Raw genomic sequence first — 20,162 nt, 5'->3', positions numbered from 1 at the left:
CGCCGGAGGCGCGCAACTGTGGATCAGCCCAATCGCGGAATGCATTTTTGCCGGCACGGCTAAAGCCGGTGCCCCTCCCTACACCGTAGAAACAAAAGCCGGGCCAACAGTGGCACGACTAAGGCAACACCCGAACCCTATTTCTGGGCTATCTTCAATGCGAAATGCTCCTTCGCTCTAAGACACTCCTTTTCGGAATTGCAGCGGGTGCGCTGGCGTTGATTCTGATTGGGCCTCCCATCTTCCATCTGGCGCGAACCACCTACAGAGACAGAGCAGCTATCGAGAAGCTGCCGCATGGATATGCAGATGACGTCAGCCGGATGAACAAGACTCGCGTCGCTGAGAACTGGGACGTGCCTTCCAATGTTGACGAAGCTGAACGAAAGCTGCGCGAGTTGCTGCATAGAGCGCAGGAGTCCGGTCTGCACGTGTCCATCGCGGGTGCTCGTCACAGTATGGGCGGCCAGACCATCTATCCGGGTGGGATCAACATCAACATGCGCCCGCTGAATGGCATGGGGTTAGACGAAGCCAGGAATCTGCTGCACGTGCAGGCTGGGGCAACGTGGGCAGAGATTATTCCGTATCTGGATAAGCACGGGCGATCGATCCAGGTGATGCAGTCTGACAACGCGTTCACGGTGGGAGGATCGCTCAGCGTGAATTGCCATGGCTGGCAGTATGGGCGTCCGCCGGTCGCTTCGACAGTGGAATCGTTCCGCCTGATGAAGGCAGATGGAAAGGTTGTGCGCTGCAGCCGGTCTGAAAATAAGGAACTGTTCTCGCTTGCGCTGGGTGGCTATGGTCTTTTCGGCGTCATCCTTGACGCTGACCTGCACGTCGTTGCTAACGAACGGCTCAGGCTTGAGCAAGCCCTGGTGCCGCTTGGCCGAGCTATGCAGGCTTTCGACCGCAAGATTCGCGAAAAGCCGGGAGTCAGGATGGTTTATGCCAGGCTGAACACTACTCCTGCAAATATCTTCGACGAAGTGCTGATCAACATGTTCTATCCCGATTCGGGACCCATTCCGCAGCTCGTGCAGGCTGATTCACGCTGGATGGCGCGAGCGGTCTTTCGCGGCTCTGCCGGCAATGATTACGGCAAAGGGATGCGCTGGGAAGCGGAAACCAAAGTCCTGCCTTACCTGCAGGGAACAGTGTTTTCGCGCAATCAACTGATGAACGACAGCCCAGAATGGTACCTCGACCGCTCAGCGGAGACGACCGATATCCTACATGAATACTTTGTGCCTCGCGAAGGAGCAGGGTCCTTCCTGCTCCAGGCCAAGAAGATCATCCGTGGCCACAATGCCGATCTGCTGAACGTGACTGTGAGGGACGTGGAGGAGGATCCAGATACGTTCTTGCGATATGCAGACAAACACATGATTGCGTTTGTCATGTTCTTCAGTCAGCCTCGCACTGAGCAGGGCGACCGAAAAATGCAAGACATCACCACAGAGCTTGTGGATGCGGCGCTGAAAGTTGGTGGACGCTATTACCTGCCTTACCGCCTCCACGCAACCGTGGAGCAGTTCCACCGCGCCTATCCGCAGTCGGAAGAATTCTTCCGGCTAAAGCGGCAATATGATCCTCAGGAGATTTTTCAAAATCAGTTCTACATCAAGTACGCGGACCATGCGGCACGATCAGGTGATCTTTCAACGATGAGATGAGGAGCTGATTCGGGAGCGCGTGTAAACCATCAAGCCAGCGCGAAGCGCGGAATTCTCTAGCCCAGGGGTAGGAACCCTGGGTTAGCGAAAACAAGAAGCTTGAGCGCCGGAGGCGCGGTACTCGCTTACCGGCGCATGAAATGTAAATTTGTTGGCGATTCGCAAGTGCCCGGGCCACCATGGGCGGACCAAGCGTGCTATGCGCAAAAGCCTACCAGCAGCATGAGATCAAATTCGCTCTGGTGAAACTTGATCCTCGATTGGACGATTTGCGATCGGACCCACGCTTCCGGGACTTGGAGCGACATATACGTTATTCGATGTAACCGTACCCGAGCTCAGCGGCTAAAGCCGATGCCTCTGCCTACTGCTCAAGCAAAAGCTTTGAACACGGAGGTCACGGAGGACGCGGAGGAAAACGTCAAAGGCTGGAGCATGGATTCATTGGACGGGCCTGAAAAGATGAACGGCGAAATCATCTCCTGGGATTGAAAGTAGGCTTCGGCGATCGCGCAATCACACGGAATGGATGATTCACCAAACGATCATCCGTCCAATCCGCAAATAATCATCCAATCCGCGTCTGAGCTTTTGGTTTTTCCCTCCGAGTCCTCCGTGACCTCCGTGTTCAAAGCCTTTGCCTTTTAGCCACGAAAAGGAGCTTCGCGCAGAATCGCTGGTTCATTGGCCTCGTGCTGGCGGCTGGCCGACCGTACTGGCTGATGCCGGGACGATTGCGTGGATTCTGAGTTTGCGTGGGTTAAAGCAAAAGCTTTTGAACACGGAGGTCACGGAGGAAGGGGGAGGAAAATGTCTAAGGCTGGAGCATGGATTCATTGAACGCGATGGCGGGATGAATGGAAGCGTCATGTCTTGCGACTGAGTCGACTTCGCCGATCGCGCAATCACACGGAATGGATGATTCACCAAACAATCATCCATCCAATCCGAGTGTGAGCTTTTGGTTCTTCCCTCCGAATCCTCCGTGACCTCCGTGTTCAAAGCCTTTGCCTTTTAGCCACGAAAAGGAGCTTCGCGCAGGATCGCTGGTTCATTGGCCTGGTCCGGGTGGCTGGCCGACCGCCGAGTGCCGACCACCGCTTCTTGTGATACACCTTTAACAGTGGCTAACTGCTCCAGTTGCGGACGTAAGCTAGCTGGGTTCTCTTTTGGGAAGAGGCTTTGCACCTGGTGTGTGCAGCACGAGGCTGCGCAGCGCGGCGAATTGCCTGAGGACGCGCCGCAGCCTGTCATCACTCGTCCATGGCAGCGCGCTGGCGTAAGCTCCGTGAATCTGAGCCGTGCGCTGGTTGGAATCAACATCGCTGTTTACATCCTCATGGGGTTGGTTGGAGGCGGACTGCTCTCCGATCCTTCTCCGCAGCAGCTGGTTGGTTCCGGCGCCAACTTCGGACCGCTGACTTTCAATGGGGAATGGTGGCGGCTGATTACCTACGCTTTTCTCCACGGCAGCCTGCTTCACATCGCCTTCAACATGTGGTGCCTGTGGGACCTTGGCGCTCTTTGCGAATCCCTATATGGGACACTTACCTTTGGCGCGATCTACTTCATCAGCGCAGTCGCGGGAGGACTCGCCAGCACTGGACTGCATCCGGGGCGGCTGAGTGTGGGAGCTTCGGGCGCAATCTTCGGACTCGCCGGAGCTTTGATCGCCAGCTTTTATCTTGGCGAATTCACGCTGCCAAAACCGGTAATTCAGGCCCAACTCCGCAGCCTGATTTTCTTTGTGGGCTTTAATATCATCCTCGGCATGGGCGCGGGCACGACTGACAATTTCTGCCATCTCGGAGGTCTCCTGGCCGGGATGTTCTGCGGAGCGCTGATTGCGCGCTTCGCGCCGTCAGAGAACAACGTGCGGGCTCGCCTGGTAATCATTGGAGTTGCGGCACTAACTCTCGCCGCGATCACGTATTCACTGGAGCGCTCGCGCAGTTACATCCTGCGGGGATGTATCCCTTCGGCAAATTCACAATCCATCGCATGCGTCAGAACGAAGGATCAACCACCGCCATTGACGTTTTCCTAGCGCCCATTTCCAATACTTGCCAGGAGAGAAACCCATGCAACCTGCTGCGATAGACATGTCCGCGCTGAAGTCGCGAATGCGCGATACCTGGATGGCGGGCGACTTTGGCGTGATCGCGCGCTATGCCGAGAAGGAGATGGAGGCGTTTGTCTCGCGGCTGAAATTGCGGCCAGGCACACGTGTGCTGGACGTGGCGTGCGGCACCGGCAACACGCTGATTCCCGCGGCGCGAGCCGGAGCTGAAGTCACAGGCGTGGATATTGCCACCAACCTCGTGGAGCAGGCACGCGCGCGTGCGGCGAAGGAAGCACTGAAGGTCGAGGTCCGCGAAGGCGACGCCGAGCAACTGGAGTTTCCCGATTCGGCATTCGACGTAGCGATGTCAACTTTCGGAGCCATGTTCGCGCCGCGTCCCGAGCTGGTTGCGCGAGAGTTGCTGCGCGTCACCAAGTCCGGCGGCATGATCGCCATGGCCAACTGGACGCCGATGGGCTTCGTCGGCAAGATGTTCCGCATCAGCGCAAAACATGTCCCGCCGCCTGCAGACATTCCGCCGCCCGCGTTGTGGGGAGACGAAGAGGTAGTGCGCCAGCGCCTCGGCGGGGGCGCCAAACAGATTGACTGCACGCGCCGCACCTGCGATTTCGACTTTCCGTTTCCTCCCGCTGAAGTCCTGGCGCTCTTCCGCAAGTATTTTGGACCCACGCAGGTCGCGTTTTCGAAGCTGGACGAGAACGGCCAGGCGGCTCTCAGCGCTGATCTGGAGAAGCTGTGGAATGAACACAATCAGGCCACGGGCAATACAACCAGGATCAGAGCCGAATATCTCGAGGTGCACGCGACTCGGGACTAGCTGCTTGCAAAAGCAAATCCAGGCTAGTCGGCTCCGTTCGCTTGCCTGGTGGAGACGCAGCATGCTGCGTCTCTAGCTCCTCTTTAGGATTTCCTCGACCCGCTTGAGGTCCTCTTCTGTATCCACTCCCACTGTGTCATAGGGAGTCTCCGCCACATGAATCTCAATGCCGTGATCGAGAAAGCGTAACTGTTCCAGTCGTTCGGCGCGCTCGAGTTCCGATTCGGGCCATGAGCAGAATTTCTCCAGCGCCTCGCGGCGATATCCATAGAAGCCGAGATGCTTGAAGCGCTTCACTGAACCCGTGTTGTCGCGGTCGAAGGGAACAGTGGCGCGCGTGAAGTAGAGTGCGCGTCCGGCGAGATCGGTTACGACTTTCACCGCGTTGGGATTATGGGCATCGGCGGTGCTGCAAGGGGTTTTCACCGTCGAGACCATCGCTCGCGCCTCCTGCATCGGCGCCAGCAGCGCGGAAATGTGCTCGGGACGCGCCAGAGGTTCATCGCCTTGCAGGTTTACGTAAACGTCTGCGGGGATTCGCTGCGCGACCTCCCACACGCGATCGGTCCCGCTGCGATGCGAAGACGAAGTCATCTCAGCGCGCCATCCGTGCTGTTTGCAGACCGAGAGCACCTCGTCGGAATCGGTGGCAACGATGACATCCGAAAGCTGCGGACATCGCCGTGCAGCTTCGATGACGTGTGCCAGCATGGGACGTCCAGCGATCTCGCGCAGAACTTTGCGCGAAAGCCGAGTCGAGGCGAGGCGTGCGGGGATGATGGCGAGAGCGCGCATGGGCAGCCTCTAAGCTACTAAGCTTCTTGGCTGCTAAGCAAAGGCAAAAGCTTTGAACACGGAGGACACGGAGAGCACAGAGGTAAAGGCTAAAGCAAAAGCCAGAACACGGATTGAATGGTTGGCTGCTAAGCAACGGCAAAAGCAAAAGCAAAGGCAATGAACACGGAGGACACGGAGAACACAGAGGTGAAAGCTAAAACTAAAATCGAGAGCCAGAACACGGATTGAACGTATCGAACGGATCTGACGGATACAACTGAATCGTAATCTGCGATCGGGCGACTTTCAATCAGCCAAATCGTGAAATTAACAAATTCGCATCTATCGCTCCAATCCATTCGATCCATCCATCCATCTTCTGGCTTTTGGTTTTGGAGTTTACCTCTGCGCCCTCCGTGTCCTCCGTGTTCAAAGCTTTTGCCGTCCCTGGTTTGACGCTTCATTCCACGAAAATTAAAATCGAAGCAGCGGCCGATCAGCCCGGCTGCGGTCCTGAAGCCACCTCTTCAGGCTCCTTCCCGACCGAAATCCCAGGTCATTTGTTCTGTGGCGGTGTAGCTCAGGTGGTTAGAGCGACGGTCTCATAATCCGTAGGTCGCTGGTTCGAGTCCAGCCGCCGCCACCAATCAGGTAGTTGGCACAACCCATTGCGGAGTGCCGACTATGCACCACAAGCTGCAGAATTTTCCACCCAAGAGCGACGTACAGAATTCCGTCGTTCGCAACCACAACTCAACTTCACAGGCAGAAATCGCCAGCAATGACGCGGGTTTCGCGTCGGCTGGAAGCTCGGATTTGGGACCACATCAGGTCTCGACGGTTGAGACTCAAGCTACAGAAAAATCGGAGCTGCAAACGACCGTGTCAGGCTCGAGTTCTTCGAGGCGGGCACAGACTACCGGCCGAGGGCGGCCGGAACCACCTAGGCAAAAGCAACAGCAAGCACCGACGCAGCCGCGGGCGGCTGTGCCACAGGTTCTTCAACAGACACGCTGCGAAGTGGCGCGATCTGATGGATATGATCCGTCGGGCGAGAACGCAATAGCTTGCGGAGCGGTCGCGCAGGTTCTTTGCGAATACTGTGGACCCATGTGCTCCTCGTGCGCGGAGGAGACATTCTGTTTTTACGGCGAGCATAAGCTCAGTTCACTGGAGGAGCAAGCTCCGGCGCCGACGAGATCGCCACGCACGCGGCGAGTGAGCGAAGTGGTGTACGTCGAGATCAAATGTCCCAATTGCCAGCGCGTTCGTCTGGCATTGCCGAAGAAGCACCGGCCGAAGGCGAGGCGGAAGTGTCCGGTGTGCAAGAGAGAGGCTCCGGCTGAGTATCTTGCTCACGGATTCACGCGGAGAAGGTTGCCGTATCACGAGGTGTTCACCGAGGAGAAGGAGTTACCTGAAGGGGTGGAGTTCAAGAGGAGAGTCCCGTGGGATCGTCGTCCTGCGTGGTGGATGGATGAGGATTGAAGACGGGTAAGTCTCATTGAGCGGCTAACGGTCAGTGAGAGCCCAGGATGAAATCCTGGCCCAGAGGCAGGTTCGCGTCAGGCCCGGAGGGCCGAAATGTGAAAGCCCAGTGGCTTCAGCCCTGGGCGGCGTTCCAGAACACGTGAGCCCCGGAGGGGCGACATTCACCAGAGAATTTGCACGCCTATAGTCCAGGTGCTGTCCCTCCGGGACTCGGGTTCCAAAAAATCAACTGCCCCAGGGCTGAAGCCACTGGGCTTTCTGATTTCGGCCCTCCAGGCCTGGGGAGCGGTTGTAGCAAACCCAGCATCTCATGCGGGCTATCGTATGCCGCGCCTTCGGCGCTTCCTCTTCGGCGTACGGAGCATCTTGGGGACGGTTGAAAATCGAGGAGAGTCATCGCGGCTGCATTCCCGTTTTTGCATCGCGAAAAATATTTTTCATTTTTCTCTTGACGAAAACGAGATTTCCGCTTAGCAGGAGAAATGTAGTCGATTAAAGGGCCTCGTAAGAAGAGGCCAACACATCACGAGAACTCGGCGGACCCTACAGGTCCGCTGACCACCGGCAGGAGCGGCGCTGCCAAAGATTTTCCGGAAGAACTCTCTTCCATCGGCCTGCACCTTAAAGCGGATTGCTTTTCTGTCATTCCGAAGCTGCAGGCGAGGAATCCCTATTTGACCCATGCGGAATGGGAACTATAGGGATTCCTCGCTTCGCTTCGGAATGACAAAAGAAAACGAAGAACTCCCATGCCCAACCATCGAGTACCAGTCTTTCGTCTCTTCCAGCCCACCTGGAGCGAACCCGCGTATTACGTCGTGCGCGACGTTGCCATTCGCATGGTTCGCGACCGTGGGGCAACCTGCATCAATCGCGGCAAGGCGATTCGACTTACTTTTCATCGCCCAGAGAATTTGCGAGATGAGAGCGCGCGGATTGGGCCGGCGACCATTCACGCGTACGCATGCGGATCGAAGCGCGCGATTGCGGCCGTCGACGGATGGGGAAGAATCGGGTGATCGGGCGATCGGGTGAAGTAACGGCCCGAGGCTCCGCAGTCGAGTGAATGACAAGACAGCAGAAGACTCTCCGCAAGCCCACTCCGGCGGCGTTGGATGCGATTAACCAATCGTGTTCGGCGTTGCCGGAGTGCCCGCCTGTTGCAGTGCGCTGCGCCTAGCGTCGAGGTGAGCTGCGGGTGCCTCGGCGGATGATCAGGAATATCAGAATGATGGCGATGATGATTGCGAGACCGCGCAGAGAGATGATCATGGATACGGATTATGCACGCGGCGTCTCGCTCTGAATACCAAACTATCGCGGCGTTCACCGGCTCTTTGCCGTCTGAGACCTTGTACCGGCCGAGGGCGGCCCGAAACCACGTAATCAAACCCACTAATTTGGAATCACATTATGAGCGAAACCAGCGAACAAGCAAAACCGCAGAGAAGGCGCCCGCCGAAGGCAGACGCAAAAGTCTTTATGCGATCGTGTCGAAGAACGTTGAAAGAGATTCCCGGAGGCTCTCAAATCCCCTGGGTCGACATGCTTAACCTCAAGCTGTACGAGATCGCCACTCATCCAGAGTCTTCGCAGAGCCTGCGGCTGCAGGCCATCAAGACCGCAATCGCTTTGTGCGCTGATCAGCCGATTGACTTGGGCAAGTCGAAGCACGAGGAAGCTGAGCCAAAGGCTGCGCGTAGTTCACTTCGTCCTACGCCCGAAGAAGAGGCTTTAAGCGAGGCAGAGGTGGACGCGCAAATTGCCGAACTGCAGGGCCGCCTTGGATCCGTGTCCATCGGCGACGCCTAGGCTGACGCCGGCTCAGAAGCGGAAACTTGCGCGACTTCTTGTTCGCAAGTTTCGATACACAACTGAGCCTAGCTTAAAGGCGTTCGTCCAAACCTCCTGGTCCATCTTGGAACCCGCCACCACGCTCCAGTGGAACTGGCATCTCGATCTCCTGTGCGATTGGCTCACTGCAGTCAAGGAAGGCAAGTGCCGGCGGTTGATTATCAATGTCCCTCCGCGGAGCATGAAGTCGCTGCTCTGTACGGTGTTCTATCCCGTCTGGCGATGGTGCACGCAACCAGAGCGGCGGTTCATGTTTGTGAGTTATTCGGATGAGCTCAGCACGGACCACTCCGTCTTTCGGCGCAACGTACTGAACTCGCGCACATACCGTGCTGCCTGGGAAAATCGGGTGAAGTTCTCGAAAGATCAGAACCAGAAGACCCAGTACGAAAACACCCGGCGCGGCGTGATGTTTGCGACTTCGATCACGGGATCGGCGACCGGCAAGGGATGCGATGAGCTGATTGTGGATGATCCTATGAACGCCAAGAAAGCTTTCAGCGACCAGGAGCGCGAGGCTACCAACCGGAATTTCGACGCGACCTTCCGGTCGCGCCTCAACGATCCCGCAACGGGAACGATCATCCTGATCATGCAGCGATTGCACGACATGGATCTGACCGGCCACGTGCTTGCGCAGGAGCCGGGGACGTGGGTGCACATCAAGCTCCCAGCCGAGGCCGAACTCGATGAAAGCTGGGCGTTTCCTATGAAGGAAAAGACGCATCTACGCAAAGCCGGCGAGCTGTTGTGGCCGCAGCGCTTCTCGCACGACGTACTCGCCCAGATGAAGATGGGGATGGGCTCGTGGTCTTTTTCGGGACAGTATCAGCAGAATCCGGCGCCGCGGGAAGGCGCGATCATCCAGCGCGACTGGCTTCGCTTTTACAAAGATTTGCCGGCGGAGAAGGGTACCTGGATCCAGAGTTGGGATTGCAGTTTCAAGGAGACGCGCGAGGCAGATTACGTTGTCGGCCAGGTCTGGATGAAATCGGATGCTTACTCCTACCTCGTCGATCAGATCCGGGAACGCATGGATTTTGTGCGCACCCGGCAGGCGATCCGCAGGATGACGGAGAAATATCCGCAGGCAACCGCGAAGCTGGTGGAAGATCGCGCGAATGGGCCTGCGATTATCGCATCGCTCAAATCGGAGATCAGCGGCATCATTCCGGTTGAGCCCAGCGATTCCAAAATAGGACGGCTCAATTCGGTCTCGCCGTTGTTCGAGGCGGGCAATGTGCTTTTGCCGGAGCGGGCGTCATGGGTGGGAGATTTTGTCGAGGAGCTCACGCGCTTTCCCGGCGCCGCGCACGATGACCAGGTAGATGCCTGTTCACAGGCGCTGGAGTACCTCAATCGAAAGCTGGGAGCAGTGTATGAGTACTACCGCGAGTTAGCGCAAAAACGGGAATCAGGTTAAACATTTTCGGAGTCACGGAGAAAACCACGAAGGAGACGAACGGCACGAAGGAAGTTAGGACGAAAGGTTCATGATGTTGCGTGCCCATTGGTTAATATTTCGGTTTTTCTCCGATGCGCGACGCGCAGAGCACCAGGCCCGGAGGGCCGAAATGAGAAAGCCCAGCGGCTTCAGCCCTGGGTCGGTGTTTCAAAAACAATGTTAGCCCCAGAGGGGCGGCATTCGTTCACGCAATTGGGCGTGGGCAGGTGCCGTCCCTCCGGGACTTGCGATCTGATTTACACGCCAACCCAGCATTTCAATGCCGAAAACCGGGCATTTCATGCTGGGCTTTCACATTTGGCGCCTCCGGCGCGGGAGGGGCGATCATCATTCCAAGATGGGATTGGGGCAATGGCGGGGGCATATGCCGTCCCTCCGGGACTTGGGATCTGATTTATTGCGGCAACCCAGCATTTCAATGCCGAAAACCGGGCATTTCATGCTGGGCTTTCACGTTTGGCGCCTCCGGCGCGGCTGGCCCGGGAGGCCGCTGGGCTTTCTTTATTTCGGCCCTGCGGGCTTGGGCATGGTCGCGGATTCCAGCCCTCTCAGAAATCTCAGGAGCATTCATGAATCGAATCATCTGCATCGGCCTGGTGGCAACGGCTGTCGCGCTTTTTGCTATCGCGCAATCCACGAACATTCCGCCTGACATCGACAAGAGCGGTCGAACGATCACGCCGCGTCCGCAGCCTCATTTGATCTACTCGCCGGCGGACCTGGCGCATAACGCGGTTACGCTTCCTGCTTCGGGAACAACCAGCGCGAGCGCGGTTGTGAACATGAGCGCGGTTACGAAGTCGACGCTGTTCGTGAACTGCACGCAGATCGCGAACGTGCAGGTGAATACGTACAAGGAAGACGGCGTGACAATTGACGGAACTTACATGTTGGTGACGAACCTTCCGGTTGGAGCGCAGCAGATCTATATCGCTTCGGAACTCGCGCCGAACACCACTGGAGGGACGTTGAGTGTCTCAGTCCGTCTGCCGCAGCGGGCTTTTAGTTTTCAGGAAGTAAACACCACGGCTTCGGCGGGGAGTTGTACGGACCGGTTTGTGGTGGGATATTGAGCCCGATTGCACGGGGAATAAAAGCGATTTGAACACGGAGGACACGGAGGACACAGAGGGATGTGGAAGGGTCGTTTCGACAATGCGAACGACGATGCGAAGAATGATCGAGATTGCCCGTCTTCGAGACAGCAACCCTCCGCGACCTCAGTGTCCTCCGTGTTCAAAGCTTTAGCCTTCCCCAGCAACCAATAGCGAGATGAAAAAAATGACGGAACGAATTCGTGGCGGCAATGCAAAGCCTCTCGATCCGGGATTGCTCGAGCGCATTGGACAAAGGATGAGAGCGAGTTTTGACGCCTGGTTCGGGCCGCTGAGCCCTCTGCCGCAGGTTGCGCCTGCGGAGACGCCGCCTCGGCGCTTTGATTATCCCTCCGGTGTGAACCTGATGGCCCTGCCGCGTGGGTATGAAGCGGTCAGCTTTCAGCAGATGCGCGACCTGGCCGATTCGTTTGATCTGGTGCGGATCGCGATTGAGACGCGGAAGGACCAGGTGAGCAAGATACCCTGGTCGTTTCGGGAAACGACGCAGCATGGTTCGCCGGGCGGGAGCGCCCGGCGCTCCCTTTCGAAAATTGACGAGCTTACGGAATTCTTTCGTTGTCCTGATGGTGAGCATGAGTTCTCGGATTGGTTGCGGATGATCATCGAGGACTTGCTGGTGATCGATGCAGTCACGTTGGCTGCGACTGTCGATGAGCGTGGGAGTGTCTGGTCTGCCGGGAAGAAGGTTCGGCGGCTTGAGGTAATCGATGGAGCGACGATCAAGCGTGTGATCGACGAAATGGGACGCACGCCTGCTCCCCCGGAGATTGCCTATCAGCAGATTCTCAAAGGCGTTCCGGCGATCGACTTTACTGCCGTCGAGCTGGTGTATCGTCCGCGCAACCTGCGGGCTCACAAGTTTTATGGTTACTCGCCGGTGGAGCAGATCATTGTCACCATCAATCTGGCGCTGCGACGGCAGATGTCTACGCTGGCCTACTTCACCGAAGGCAACGTGCCGGAGGCGATCTGCCAGTCACCACAGACGTGGAACACCGACAACATTAAGGAATTCCAGACTTGGTTTGATGGTGAGCTCGCCGGCAACATAGCCAAGCGGCGCAGGGTGATCTTCATTCCCAATTCGGGCGACAAGGACGCGATCCAGTTCACCAAAGAGCCTCCGCTCGCGGGCGATCTCGATGAATGGCTGGCGCGCGTCGTCTGCTGGGCCTTCTCCATCTCGCCGCAGGCGCTGATCAAGCAGATGAATCGCGCTACTGCTGAGACAGCGAAAGAGCAGTCCGATGAAGACGGCATCACGCCGCTGCTGAACTGGCTGGCCTCGCTGATCAATGGACTCGTTCGTAAGTACTTCGGCTATGACCACGTCGAATTCGCCTGGGGCGAGCGCAAGGACGAGAACAAGCTCGAGCAGGCACAGATCAACCAGATCTACGTCCAGTCGGGGATTCTGACGGTGGATGAGGTGAGAGAGTCGTTGGGAAGGCAGGCTATCGGCGTTCGGCAGTCGGCTGTCGGCTAAACACAACTGCAACTGCCAAACAGGACAGGGATCGCGCGGATGTTACGGATCACACCGATTGAGGAAGAGATTTGCTTGCGCTGCTTTCTGGTTAGTCCGTGCGATCCGTGTCCCGTTGTGAACTGTGCGGATGCGTAAGAAAACCCATGAGGAAAATCCAACTCTTTGCTGCGCTCACGAAAGTTGACGAAGCCAGGCGCGAAGTTTGGGGACTGGCTACGGCTGAGGTTGTTGACAAGGAAGGCGAGATCTTCGATTACGCTTCGTCGAAGCCTTACTTCGAAGAATGGTCACGCGGGATCTCGGATGCCACTTTGGGACGCAGCCTGGGGAACGTGCGGGAGATGCATCAGTCGAGTGCCGTGGGCAAGCTGGTCGATCTGCAATTTGACGACCAGCGGAAGACCATCGCGGTGGGCGCGAAGATCGTCGATGATCCGGCGTGGCAGAAATGCCTGGAAGGCGTCTATACCGGCTTTTCCATCGGTGGACGCTATGTGAGCCTCTGGCCTGACGGCGAGTTCTTGCGCTTTACTGCGCAGCCGGTGGAGATCAGCGTAGTCGACAATCCCGCGGTGCCGAATGCGCACTTCACGGCGATCAAGGCGGATGGGAGTTTGGAAGTAAAGAGCTTCGAGGCTGCGCAGCTCCGAAGCTTCGAAGCTAAATCAGAAGAGGAGCAAGGAATGAAACCAGAGCAAGAAGAAAAACTCGACAAGGCGATTACGCAATCGAATCATTCGCTCGAGAAGGTTGTCGATATCGATCGCAAATTGGAATCGCTGGAAGCCGGATTGAAGGAGCTGGCAGACGCATTCCGCAAATTTAGCGAAGGCTTTGCCAAGAGCCTTACAGCGCCAGAGAAGCGTATCGCGCGCACCAGCGTCACAGTTTCAAAAGAGGACGATGGCAAAAACCCGCCCGGAGGCGGCCGGATCCACATTGCGCGTGAAGGCCGGCAGGCCGACGCTGATCCTGGCTTCATCGAAGCCATGAAGACAGCGCACGCGAATCCGGTGGTCGGGGCGTAGAAGCGGCTTTCGGCAATCGGCTGTCGGCTTTCGGCCAGTAAACATTCTGGTGTTCGCGGAAGTGCCGGAATGTTTGTTGGCCGAACGCTGAATGCCGAATGCCGAGCGCCAACTGGTAAACATTCTGGTGTTCGCGGAAGTGCCGGAATGTTTGTTGGCTGAACGCTGAATGCCGAATGCCGAGCGCCAACTGTCAACTGTCATCAGCAACACGCGGTCAACCTGCCCGCAGTCTCTTTCCACACATTTCAGCAAAGGACTAAAACCCATGTTCAACGGAGAAGTCACGCAGCGCACGCTCGAGCTCCTGAAGGGGATCGACCTTGCCAAAGCGACCTTCCAGACCTCTACCGGTCTGGTGAACTACGACCTGACGGGGCCGGCGAAGAAGCTGTATCCGGTCTTGTCGCCGCTGCGCAATGCGCTGCCGCGCGTGATGGGCAACGGCGACACCGCGACGCGCTGGAAGGCGATCACGGCGGTCAACACAAACAATCTGTCTCCGGGAGTTTCGGAGGGCAAGCGCGGCGGACGCATCAGCATTACTGAGCAGGACTACACGTCGGCGTATGCCGGACTTGGCCTCGAAGGCGACGTCACCTTCGAAGCCCTCTACGCGGCGCAGGGATTCGACGATGCGCGTGCGCGGACGGTCGAGTCGGTACTGCGCGCGGTGATGATCGCCGAAGAGCGCGTGATCCTTAACGGCAATGCCTCGCTCGCGCTGGGCACACCGGCGGCTCCGGTAGCCACTCTCGCATCGGGCGGATCGATCACCGTCCAGGCTGGAAACCTGGTGTACGTTGTGGCGCTTACGCCGGAAGGATTCCTGAACGCGAACATCGCCAACGGAGTTCCCAGATCGGTATCGCGTACCAACATCGATGGAACCACAGACTCATATGGGGGTGGATCATCGAACGTCTCCGCGGCCTCGAATGCCATCACAACCACTTCGGGGAATCAGACTATTAGTGCCACAGTGGCGGCGGTTCCGGGGGCTGCAGGATACGCCTGGTATCTTGGCACTTCGGCGGCGAACGCTGCTCTGGCACAGATCACATCGGCGAACAAAGTTACGCTCGTGGCCAATGGCGCAGGCACGCAGACTGCCAGCCAGATCACCGCCGACAATAGCCGAAACACGCTGCTATTCGATGGATTCCTCACGCAGATCGTAAACAACTTCAACCAGAGCGGCACGGCTTATTACAAGTCGCTCGATGGCGCGTTTCTCACTTCTGATGGCGCAAGCGGGATTGTCGAGATCGACGTGGCGCTCAAGTCGCAGTGGGATGCGAATCGTCTGTCACCTTCAAAGCTCTGGGTGAGCTCGCAGGAGGCCGCGAACATTAATAAGAAAGTTCTGGCGGCGACCGGCGTGCCGCTGTTCCGCATCAATCTCGACGTAGACGGCAAGCCGGCGGTGATTGGCGGGTCCATGGTCGCGGGCTACTTCAACAAGTTCGCTCCCGGCGGAGGTCAGGTGATCCCGATGGAGATCCATCCTTATCTGACCGCCGGCACGCTGTTGATGCAGACGGAGTACCTGCCGTATCCGCTCTCGAACGTGGACAACGTGGCGCAAATCAAATGCCGTCGCGACTATCACCAGGTGGATTGGCCGATCACCAGCCGGACTTATCAGTTCGGCGTATATCTGGATGAAGTCTTGCAGGTGTTTGCTCCGTTTGCCTTCTGCGTGTTGGCGAATATTGGGAACGGATAGGGAACAGGGGACAGGTTACAGGGGATAGGGAACAGAAAAGACTTTGAGCTAGGGTATTTCTGTCCCCTGTTCCCTGTCGCCTGTAACCTAGTTCATTTCCCGAACCTGCATCGTCTGATCGATTGCCAGATTGGGATAACGGATTGGCGATCCTTCCGGTGCAGGTGGATGGCTTCCCGTGGCGCTGAAGTCCGTGCCATAGCAGGAGACCGAATAGGAATATCCTTCGCGCTCGGTGCGGGACATTCTTAGCGTGTCCGAAGAGATGAGCTCGTCGAGACCGGCGCAGCGTCCATTTTGGGAAATAAATGTGCGTTCCGACTGCGCGATCTGAAGCAGGTCCATGCGCACGCCGGTCAGGCTGATGGCCTGGGTTGGAGCTGTGCCGGGATCACTGGTGGGCATCTGCTTGAAATAGAAGTGGTAGATGCCGAGCATGACGCCGGTAACCAGGACAAGACTTGCCAGTCCGCGCATGACTGCATTGTTCCCAAAACGAGCACTTAGCCGCAAGGGCCGGCGCTGCTTGCGGCGTTACTGAAGGACTAAGACGAACAGTTGTTTCTTGTCGTTCCGAAACGACATGAGGAATCCCTCCCGATGTCCATGGCTTGCAGGGCTCGGCGCATTCTTCGCTTAATCCCACGAGTGGCTGAGGAAGGCTCTCGCCTTACAACCTTGTGTCTATAAGGATTCCTCGCTTCGTTTCGGTATGACGAAAAGAAGCAGGTTCCAGAAATCTTATGCCCTCATCTCCTGACGATCTCTGTATCCTCGCCGACCTGAAAGCGTGGCTGAACATTCAGAGCAGCGCTGAAGATACGCTGCTGCAGAACCTGATCACGCGCGGCTCGCTGCAGATGCTGCGCTGGATGAATCGCGATCACATCATCGCGACTCCTTATACTGAGAACCGGGATGGGAACGATGCGGTGTTCATGCTGCCGCGGAATTTTCCACTCGTCTCGGTGAGCAACGTAATGGTGGATAACATCTCAATTCCAGCGGCGACGAGCCAGGTCAGCTCAGGATTCGTATTCGATGCCAGGAGAATCATGCTCCGCGGCGGATCGAGCGCGTTCTACTCGCTCGGTCCGTACAGCGGCACGTATCAGTATCGGTTCACACGCGGATTCCAGAATGTGCAGTTTGTGTACCAGGCGGGATACGCGAGTGTGCCGGCTGATCTGCAACAAGCGGCGATTGAAGGCTTCGCATATGTGTATCGCCGGCGTACGCACATCGGAGAAGACGCGAGTTCGGCGAGTGGCCAGGTAACGATTAGTTTTTCAAAAGAAATGCTGCCGGCAAGTGTACTGATGACTTTGGAGCAGTACACGCGGCGGGCGCTGGCGTAGAGAGGCTGTCGGCGTTCGGCTGTCGGCGTTCGGCCAGTCAACCCTCTTGAATATTCAGGCATTTGCGCTGCGTGACTTCTCTCCTCCCTCATCAACCGTGCGAATGAGAGAGGCAAGCATACGTTTCACGCGCACAGCCTCATCGCTTAGCTCCTTGTGATCTTTTGCATCAAGGTATTGCAAGTCGTGTGAAAGAAGCAGGTGGTATTCAAGTTCACTGGCAGATCCCATGGCTATTTGCAGGAAGCGGTGAAACTCTGCATCGCCTCGCCGACCGCATCCTTCCGCAATGTTGGCTGGAATTGACGATGCGGCACTCCGAATTTGACCGCTCAAGCCGAACCGCTCGTCCGAAGGAAAAGTCCTGGTCGCGCGATAGGCAGACAACGTGAGTTGATGCGCCTTTTGCCAGACCTCAAGATTTCTAAAATCCTTCATATATCGCTCCCGTGATCTGAGTTGGCAATAGTACACGACGACTCAATGTCGCCGGCTGGCCGAACGCCGACAGCCGAGTGCCGATAGCCTGTCCATGAACACTCCTCGCGAGCAAGTCTATTCCGCGCTCTTTAACACATTGCAATCTGCCCTCGGCTCTCGCTTTGCAACCATCTCGCGCCGCTGGCAGATGCCGGAGCAGGTTTCTCCGGAGTCGCGTCCGGCGCTGTTCCAGGTGCAGACTGGAGAACGTGCGAAGACGAACGCGAACGGCGAGCCGATCATCTGGATTGCGGCTGTCGATCTCGTGATTTACACACAGGGATCGGGCGACGAGCAGACAGTTCCATCTCAGGAATTAAATGTGCTGCTTGATGCGGTCGAGGCCGCGCTCGCTCCACCCCTGAATGGCGATGGCAGGCAAACTCTTGGCGGCAAAGTCTCGCATTGCCGACTCCAGGGCAGTGCGCGTATCACGGAAAACGTAAACGGCGCGGCGGCGATGGCTGTGGTGCCGGTGGAAATTCTGACTACAGCTTAGGCCGTCGGCATTCGGCTGTCAGCGTTCGGCCAGCAGCGGTTTTCGTTAGGCAGCAAAAAAAGCTTCCTGGCGGAATGCCCAAAGCCGATCGCCGACAGCCATAAGGAGATCTCATGTTTCATTTCGGATCCGGCACATTGTGGGGCTATCCAGTCGCCGGAAATCTTGCTGCCAATCCCACGCCAATGAAGTTCGGCACATTGCAGGACATCAACCTGGAAATCTCGGGTGCGCTCAAAGAGCTGTATGGCCAAAATCAGTTTGCCGAAGCCGTCGCGCGAGGCAAGTGCAAGATCGCCGGCAAGGCGAAATTTGCGCAGATCATCGGCAAGCACGTCAACGATCTGTTCTTCGGTCAGACGATGAATAGCGGCCAGAAGCTGACGGCGCTCGACGAGGCGCAATCGGTGCCCGCGGGTTCGCCATACACGATCACCGTTACCAATTCGGGACAGTTTGTCGACGACTGGGGCGTCCGCTACTCCGCGACCGGCCTTCCGCTGACGAGAGTAACCAGCGCGCCAGTTCAAGGACAGTACTCCGTCAGCAGCGGCATTTACACCTTCGCCGCCGCCGACGCGAGCGCCGCGGTCCTGATCTCGTATCGCTATTCGAGCGCGGCAGGAGTGCAGCTCAACATCCGCCAGCAGCTCATGGGCTTCGCACCCGCGTTTCAGATTCTGCTCAACGAGCAGTATGCGGGCAAGCAGGCCAACCTCCTCCTTTATTCATGTGTTGCCGAGAAGCTGAGCTGGGCGACGAAGAACGAAGACTTCCTAGTGCCGGAGTTTGACTTCGAGGCGTTCTCGAACGCCGGCGGTCAGGTGATGGATCTCTATCTTGCCGAATAAGCGCGACGATCTAGCGCAAAAGGAGCGCCATGCAAAAGCATTCCATTGTTGTGAACGGCAGGCAGTTTGAGTTATCTGCGCTGACTTTGGGGGATTTGCGCCGGCTCGAGCCAGCGCTGCTCGGAGTCGAGCAGAAGAGCACAAACGGATTTGGCTCGATGCTTGCGCTGCTTCCGGTGATTCACGCGTCAATCAGCAAATTGCATCCGGAGATCGCGCTTGAGGAGTTGGAAGAGATGCTCGATCTGAGTACGTTTTCCGAAGTGCTCGACCGTGTGCTCAGAGTCTCCGGATTAAAGAGGGACCGCTCCGAAGCTCTGGGGGAAGATCAGCCAGCCGCCGAATGAGCCGAATCGCCGACTGGCCGCGTCTTTTCGGCCAAATCATTACCGGAACGGGATGGACAAAACGCGAGATAGACGCGCTGACCTTGTTCGAAGCGAATGAATTGCTCGAATACTGGAGCGAGCATCCTCCGACGCATGTGTTGCTGGCGGCGATGATGAAAGCGCGTCCGTTGCGGAAGAAAACGGCAGGCGATCTGTTGAGCGCGGTGGAAGGCGCGGGTGGGCATGTATGCACGTCTCCGCCTGAAGCAATTAGAAAATTCTTAACACGCGTTCCCGGCATGCCAGGAAGCGAATGCGCCGGAGGCGCACAAGGTGAAAGCCCAGCATGACATGCTGGGCCGATGTCCGTTCCATACAAGTCCTGGAGGGACGGTACACCGAGGTGCCGTTCCTCCAGGACTGAGATCTTAGATTACCCACCCAACATGAAATGCAGGGCATCGTTGCAATAAATCCGAGTCCCGGAGGGACGACATCACTAAAATGCCGTCCCTCCGGGACTCGGATTTTAAAATCACGTACCCAGCATTTCATGCTGGGCTTTCACATTGCGCGCCTCCGGCGCAACAAAAAGCGAATACCAAGGTCACGAAGGCGAAAAATAAGGTCACAAGAAGCCTTGTGACCTCTTTCTACTTCGTGACCTTCGTGTTCGCCTCTCCGGTTTTGGTATGAAATTCAGTATCGACCTTTCAGGGTTCAATCATGTGACCGATGCCTCCGCGCAAGCCGCGGAGCAGATGCGCGATCAGTTTCGTTCATCGCTGCAAGATATTAACAAGCTCACAGCGGCGACGGTTCGCGACCAGACGCAGCAATGGAACGGCGTTTTTTCGGGAATGAATCGCGGATTTGCTCAGACGATCACTTCCATGAGCAACAGCTCGCGTACTCTGCAGCAGAATGTCGCGCGCGTGCTCGACCAGATCCTGGCCGACTTCCTGCGCATGCTGGAGCGCATGGTAGCGCAATGGGTGGCGCAGCATACGTTCATGCGGATCTTCGGCATTGGATCGCATAAGGCAACCACCGCCGCGAATATCGGAAGCTCGGCTGCCGAAGGTGGCGCGGCTGCATACGCTTCGGCCGCAGCG

General features: G+C 57.1%; 23 protein-coding genes and 1 tRNA gene. 20 read left to right on the top strand and 4 right to left on the bottom strand.

Features of this window, described 5'->3' with window-relative positions:
* Positions 1 to 164: 164 nt before the first annotated feature.
* From DMG62_16025 to DMG62_16010, 4 genes are all read left to right on the top strand, one after another.
* Positions 165 to 1,679 carry an FAD-binding oxidoreductase gene (locus DMG62_16025; GenBank protein PYY21909.1) on the top strand — a complete coding sequence of 505 codons (1,515 nt, stop codon included), beginning with the start codon at positions 165 to 167 and terminating at the stop codon, positions 1,677 to 1,679.
* A gap of 637 nt (positions 1,680 to 2,316) precedes the next feature.
* A complete protein-coding gene (locus DMG62_16020; protein ID PYY21908.1) occupies positions 2,317 to 2,562 on the top strand; it encodes a hypothetical protein in 246 nt (81 codons plus the stop codon).
* A gap of 312 nt (positions 2,563 to 2,874) precedes the next feature.
* Positions 2,875 to 3,726, top strand: a complete 852-nt coding sequence (locus tag DMG62_16015) for a rhomboid family intramembrane serine protease (protein ID PYY21907.1) — start codon at positions 2,875 to 2,877, stop codon at positions 3,724 to 3,726.
* Positions 3,727 to 3,760: 34 nt separating this feature from the next.
* Complete coding sequence (locus tag DMG62_16010) at positions 3,761 to 4,579, top strand: SAM-dependent methyltransferase (GenBank protein ID PYY21906.1); 819 nt, start codon at positions 3,761 to 3,763, stop codon at positions 4,577 to 4,579.
* A 72-nt stretch (positions 4,580 to 4,651) separates the two neighbouring features.
* Here DMG62_16010 and kdsB read toward each other — a convergent pair whose 3' ends face one another.
* Both kdsB and DMG62_16000 read right to left on the bottom strand, forming a co-directional pair.
* A complete protein-coding gene (gene kdsB, locus DMG62_16005) occupies positions 4,652 to 5,374 on the bottom strand; it encodes a 3-deoxy-manno-octulosonate cytidylyltransferase (protein ID PYY21905.1) in 723 nt (240 codons plus the stop codon).
* Between the two features lie 128 nt (positions 5,375 to 5,502).
* Complete coding sequence (locus tag DMG62_16000; protein ID PYY21904.1) at positions 5,503 to 5,724, bottom strand: hypothetical protein; 222 nt, start codon at positions 5,722 to 5,724, stop codon at positions 5,503 to 5,505.
* 201 nt (positions 5,725 to 5,925) lie between these two features.
* On the opposite strand from DMG62_16000, the gene DMG62_15995 reads away from it, so the two are divergent.
* The 9 genes from DMG62_15995 to DMG62_15955 all read left to right on the top strand — a co-directional run bounded on the left by DMG62_15995 (position 5,926) and on the right by DMG62_15955 (position 15,530).
* Positions 5,926 to 6,002 (top strand) — tRNA-Met (locus DMG62_15995).
* Between the two features lie 38 nt (positions 6,003 to 6,040).
* Entirely contained in the window at positions 6,041 to 6,844 is an 804-nt protein-coding gene (locus DMG62_15990; GenBank protein ID PYY21903.1) for a hypothetical protein, read from the top strand.
* 752 nt (positions 6,845 to 7,596) lie between these two features.
* Positions 7,597 to 7,866: a hypothetical protein gene (locus tag DMG62_15985; protein PYY21902.1), complete on the top strand. Its 270-nt coding sequence runs from the start codon at positions 7,597 to 7,599 to the stop codon at positions 7,864 to 7,866.
* A 394-nt stretch (positions 7,867 to 8,260) separates the two neighbouring features.
* Positions 8,261 to 8,659: a hypothetical protein gene (locus DMG62_15980; protein ID PYY21901.1), complete on the top strand. Its 399-nt coding sequence runs from the start codon at positions 8,261 to 8,263 to the stop codon at positions 8,657 to 8,659.
* Positions 8,631 to 10,124, top strand: a complete 1,494-nt coding sequence (locus tag DMG62_15975) for a hypothetical protein (protein PYY21900.1) — start codon at positions 8,631 to 8,633, stop codon at positions 10,122 to 10,124. Before DMG62_15980 ends, DMG62_15975 begins: the two co-directional genes overlap by 29 nt.
* A 611-nt stretch (positions 10,125 to 10,735) precedes the next feature.
* Entirely contained in the window at positions 10,736 to 11,239 is a 504-nt protein-coding gene (locus DMG62_15970; protein ID PYY21899.1) for a hypothetical protein, read from the top strand.
* Between the two features lie 199 nt (positions 11,240 to 11,438).
* Positions 11,439 to 12,770 (top strand): hypothetical protein, encoded by a 1,332-nt coding sequence (locus DMG62_15965; protein PYY21898.1) that lies wholly within the window; start codon positions 11,439 to 11,441, stop codon positions 12,768 to 12,770.
* Between the two features lie 146 nt (positions 12,771 to 12,916).
* Positions 12,917 to 13,801 (top strand): hypothetical protein, encoded by an 885-nt coding sequence (locus tag DMG62_15960; GenBank protein PYY21897.1) that lies wholly within the window; start codon positions 12,917 to 12,919, stop codon positions 13,799 to 13,801.
* A 169-nt stretch (positions 13,802 to 13,970) separates the two neighbouring features.
* Entirely contained in the window at positions 13,971 to 15,530 is a 1,560-nt protein-coding gene (locus DMG62_15955; GenBank protein PYY21896.1) for a hypothetical protein, read from the top strand.
* A gap of 87 nt (positions 15,531 to 15,617) precedes the next feature.
* Here the strand turns inward: DMG62_15955 and DMG62_15950 are convergent, their stop codons facing one another.
* Positions 15,618 to 16,007, bottom strand: a complete 390-nt coding sequence (locus tag DMG62_15950; protein ID PYY21895.1) for a hypothetical protein — start codon at positions 16,005 to 16,007, stop codon at positions 15,618 to 15,620.
* Positions 16,008 to 16,273: 266 nt separating this feature from the next.
* Between DMG62_15950 and DMG62_15945 the strand changes: the two genes are divergently transcribed.
* On the top strand, positions 16,274 to 16,888 hold the full coding sequence (locus DMG62_15945; protein ID PYY21894.1) for a hypothetical protein: 615 nt from the start codon (positions 16,274 to 16,276) through the stop codon (positions 16,886 to 16,888).
* Between the two features lie 54 nt (positions 16,889 to 16,942).
* Here the strand turns inward: DMG62_15945 and DMG62_15940 are convergent, their stop codons facing one another.
* A complete protein-coding gene (locus DMG62_15940) occupies positions 16,943 to 17,326 on the bottom strand; it encodes a diversity-generating retroelement protein bAvd family protein (protein ID PYY21893.1) in 384 nt (127 codons plus the stop codon).
* Between the two features lie 94 nt (positions 17,327 to 17,420).
* On the opposite strand from DMG62_15940, the gene DMG62_15935 reads away from it, so the two are divergent.
* The 6 genes from DMG62_15935 to DMG62_15910 form a co-directional block, all read left to right on the top strand.
* Entirely contained in the window at positions 17,421 to 17,867 is a 447-nt protein-coding gene (locus DMG62_15935; GenBank protein PYY21892.1) for a hypothetical protein, read from the top strand.
* A gap of 113 nt (positions 17,868 to 17,980) precedes the next feature.
* Complete coding sequence (locus DMG62_15930) at positions 17,981 to 18,718, top strand: hypothetical protein (GenBank protein ID PYY21891.1); 738 nt, start codon at positions 17,981 to 17,983, stop codon at positions 18,716 to 18,718.
* 29 nt (positions 18,719 to 18,747) lie between these two features.
* Positions 18,748 to 19,065: a hypothetical protein gene (locus tag DMG62_15925; protein ID PYY21890.1), complete on the top strand. Its 318-nt coding sequence runs from the start codon at positions 18,748 to 18,750 to the stop codon at positions 19,063 to 19,065.
* On the top strand, positions 19,062 to 19,397 hold the full coding sequence (locus DMG62_15920) for a hypothetical protein (GenBank protein ID PYY21889.1): 336 nt from the start codon (positions 19,062 to 19,064) through the stop codon (positions 19,395 to 19,397). The genes DMG62_15925 and DMG62_15920 overlap by 4 nt, the downstream gene beginning before the upstream one ends.
* A gap of 154 nt (positions 19,398 to 19,551) precedes the next feature.
* Positions 19,552 to 19,743: a hypothetical protein gene (locus tag DMG62_15915; protein ID PYY21888.1), complete on the top strand. Its 192-nt coding sequence runs from the start codon at positions 19,552 to 19,554 to the stop codon at positions 19,741 to 19,743.
* Positions 19,740 to 20,162 (top strand): hypothetical protein (locus DMG62_15910; GenBank protein PYY21887.1); only part of this gene is annotated, 423 nt, incomplete at its 3' end. The genes DMG62_15915 and DMG62_15910, both read left to right, overlap by 4 nt.

It is taken from the genome of Acidobacteriota bacterium, from assembly GCA_003225175.1.
GTDB lineage: Bacteria > Acidobacteriota > Terriglobia > Terriglobales > Acidobacteriaceae > Gp1-AA112.
This window is presented reverse-complemented; position numbering and strand designations above follow the sequence as displayed.

Excerpts from the sequence above, each read along its gene's own strand:
- DMG62_16025 (PYY21909.1), top strand. The coding sequence starts at position 165 with ATGCTCCTTCGCTCTAAGACACTCCTTTTCGGAATTGCAGCGGGTGCG.
- DMG62_16000 (PYY21904.1), bottom strand. The coding sequence starts at position 5,724 with ATGGATCGAATGGATTGGAGCGATAGATGCGAATTTGTTAATTTCACG.
- DMG62_15915 (PYY21888.1), top strand. The coding sequence starts at position 19,552 with ATGCCGTCCCTCCGGGACTCGGATTTTAAAATCACGTACCCAGCATTT.
- DMG62_15965 (PYY21898.1), top strand. The coding sequence starts at position 11,439 with ATGAAAAAAATGACGGAACGAATTCGTGGCGGCAATGCAAAGCCTCTC.
- kdsB (PYY21905.1), bottom strand. The coding sequence starts at position 5,374 with ATGCGCGCTCTCGCCATCATCCCCGCACGCCTCGCCTCGACTCGGCTT.
- DMG62_16010 (PYY21906.1), top strand. The coding sequence starts at position 3,761 with ATGCAACCTGCTGCGATAGACATGTCCGCGCTGAAGTCGCGAATGCGC.
- DMG62_15950 (PYY21895.1), bottom strand. The coding sequence starts at position 16,007 with ATGCGCGGACTGGCAAGTCTTGTCCTGGTTACCGGCGTCATGCTCGGC.
- DMG62_15930 (PYY21891.1), top strand. The coding sequence starts at position 17,981 with ATGTTTCATTTCGGATCCGGCACATTGTGGGGCTATCCAGTCGCCGGA.
- DMG62_15985 (PYY21902.1), top strand. The coding sequence starts at position 7,597 with ATGCCCAACCATCGAGTACCAGTCTTTCGTCTCTTCCAGCCCACCTGG.
- DMG62_15940 (PYY21893.1), bottom strand. The coding sequence starts at position 17,326 with ATGAAGGATTTTAGAAATCTTGAGGTCTGGCAAAAGGCGCATCAACTC.
- DMG62_15980 (PYY21901.1), top strand. The coding sequence starts at position 8,261 with ATGAGCGAAACCAGCGAACAAGCAAAACCGCAGAGAAGGCGCCCGCCG.
- DMG62_15920 (PYY21889.1), top strand. The coding sequence starts at position 19,062 with ATGAGCCGAATCGCCGACTGGCCGCGTCTTTTCGGCCAAATCATTACC.
- DMG62_15970 (PYY21899.1), top strand. The coding sequence starts at position 10,736 with ATGAATCGAATCATCTGCATCGGCCTGGTGGCAACGGCTGTCGCGCTT.
- DMG62_15955 (PYY21896.1), top strand. The coding sequence starts at position 13,971 with ATGCCGAATGCCGAGCGCCAACTGTCAACTGTCATCAGCAACACGCGG.
- DMG62_15945 (PYY21894.1), top strand. The coding sequence starts at position 16,274 with ATGCCCTCATCTCCTGACGATCTCTGTATCCTCGCCGACCTGAAAGCG.
- DMG62_15960 (PYY21897.1), top strand. The coding sequence starts at position 12,917 with ATGAGGAAAATCCAACTCTTTGCTGCGCTCACGAAAGTTGACGAAGCC.
- DMG62_15935 (PYY21892.1), top strand. The coding sequence starts at position 17,421 with ATGAACACTCCTCGCGAGCAAGTCTATTCCGCGCTCTTTAACACATTG.
- DMG62_15925 (PYY21890.1), top strand. The coding sequence starts at position 18,748 with ATGCAAAAGCATTCCATTGTTGTGAACGGCAGGCAGTTTGAGTTATCT.
- DMG62_15990 (PYY21903.1), top strand. The coding sequence starts at position 6,041 with ATGCACCACAAGCTGCAGAATTTTCCACCCAAGAGCGACGTACAGAAT.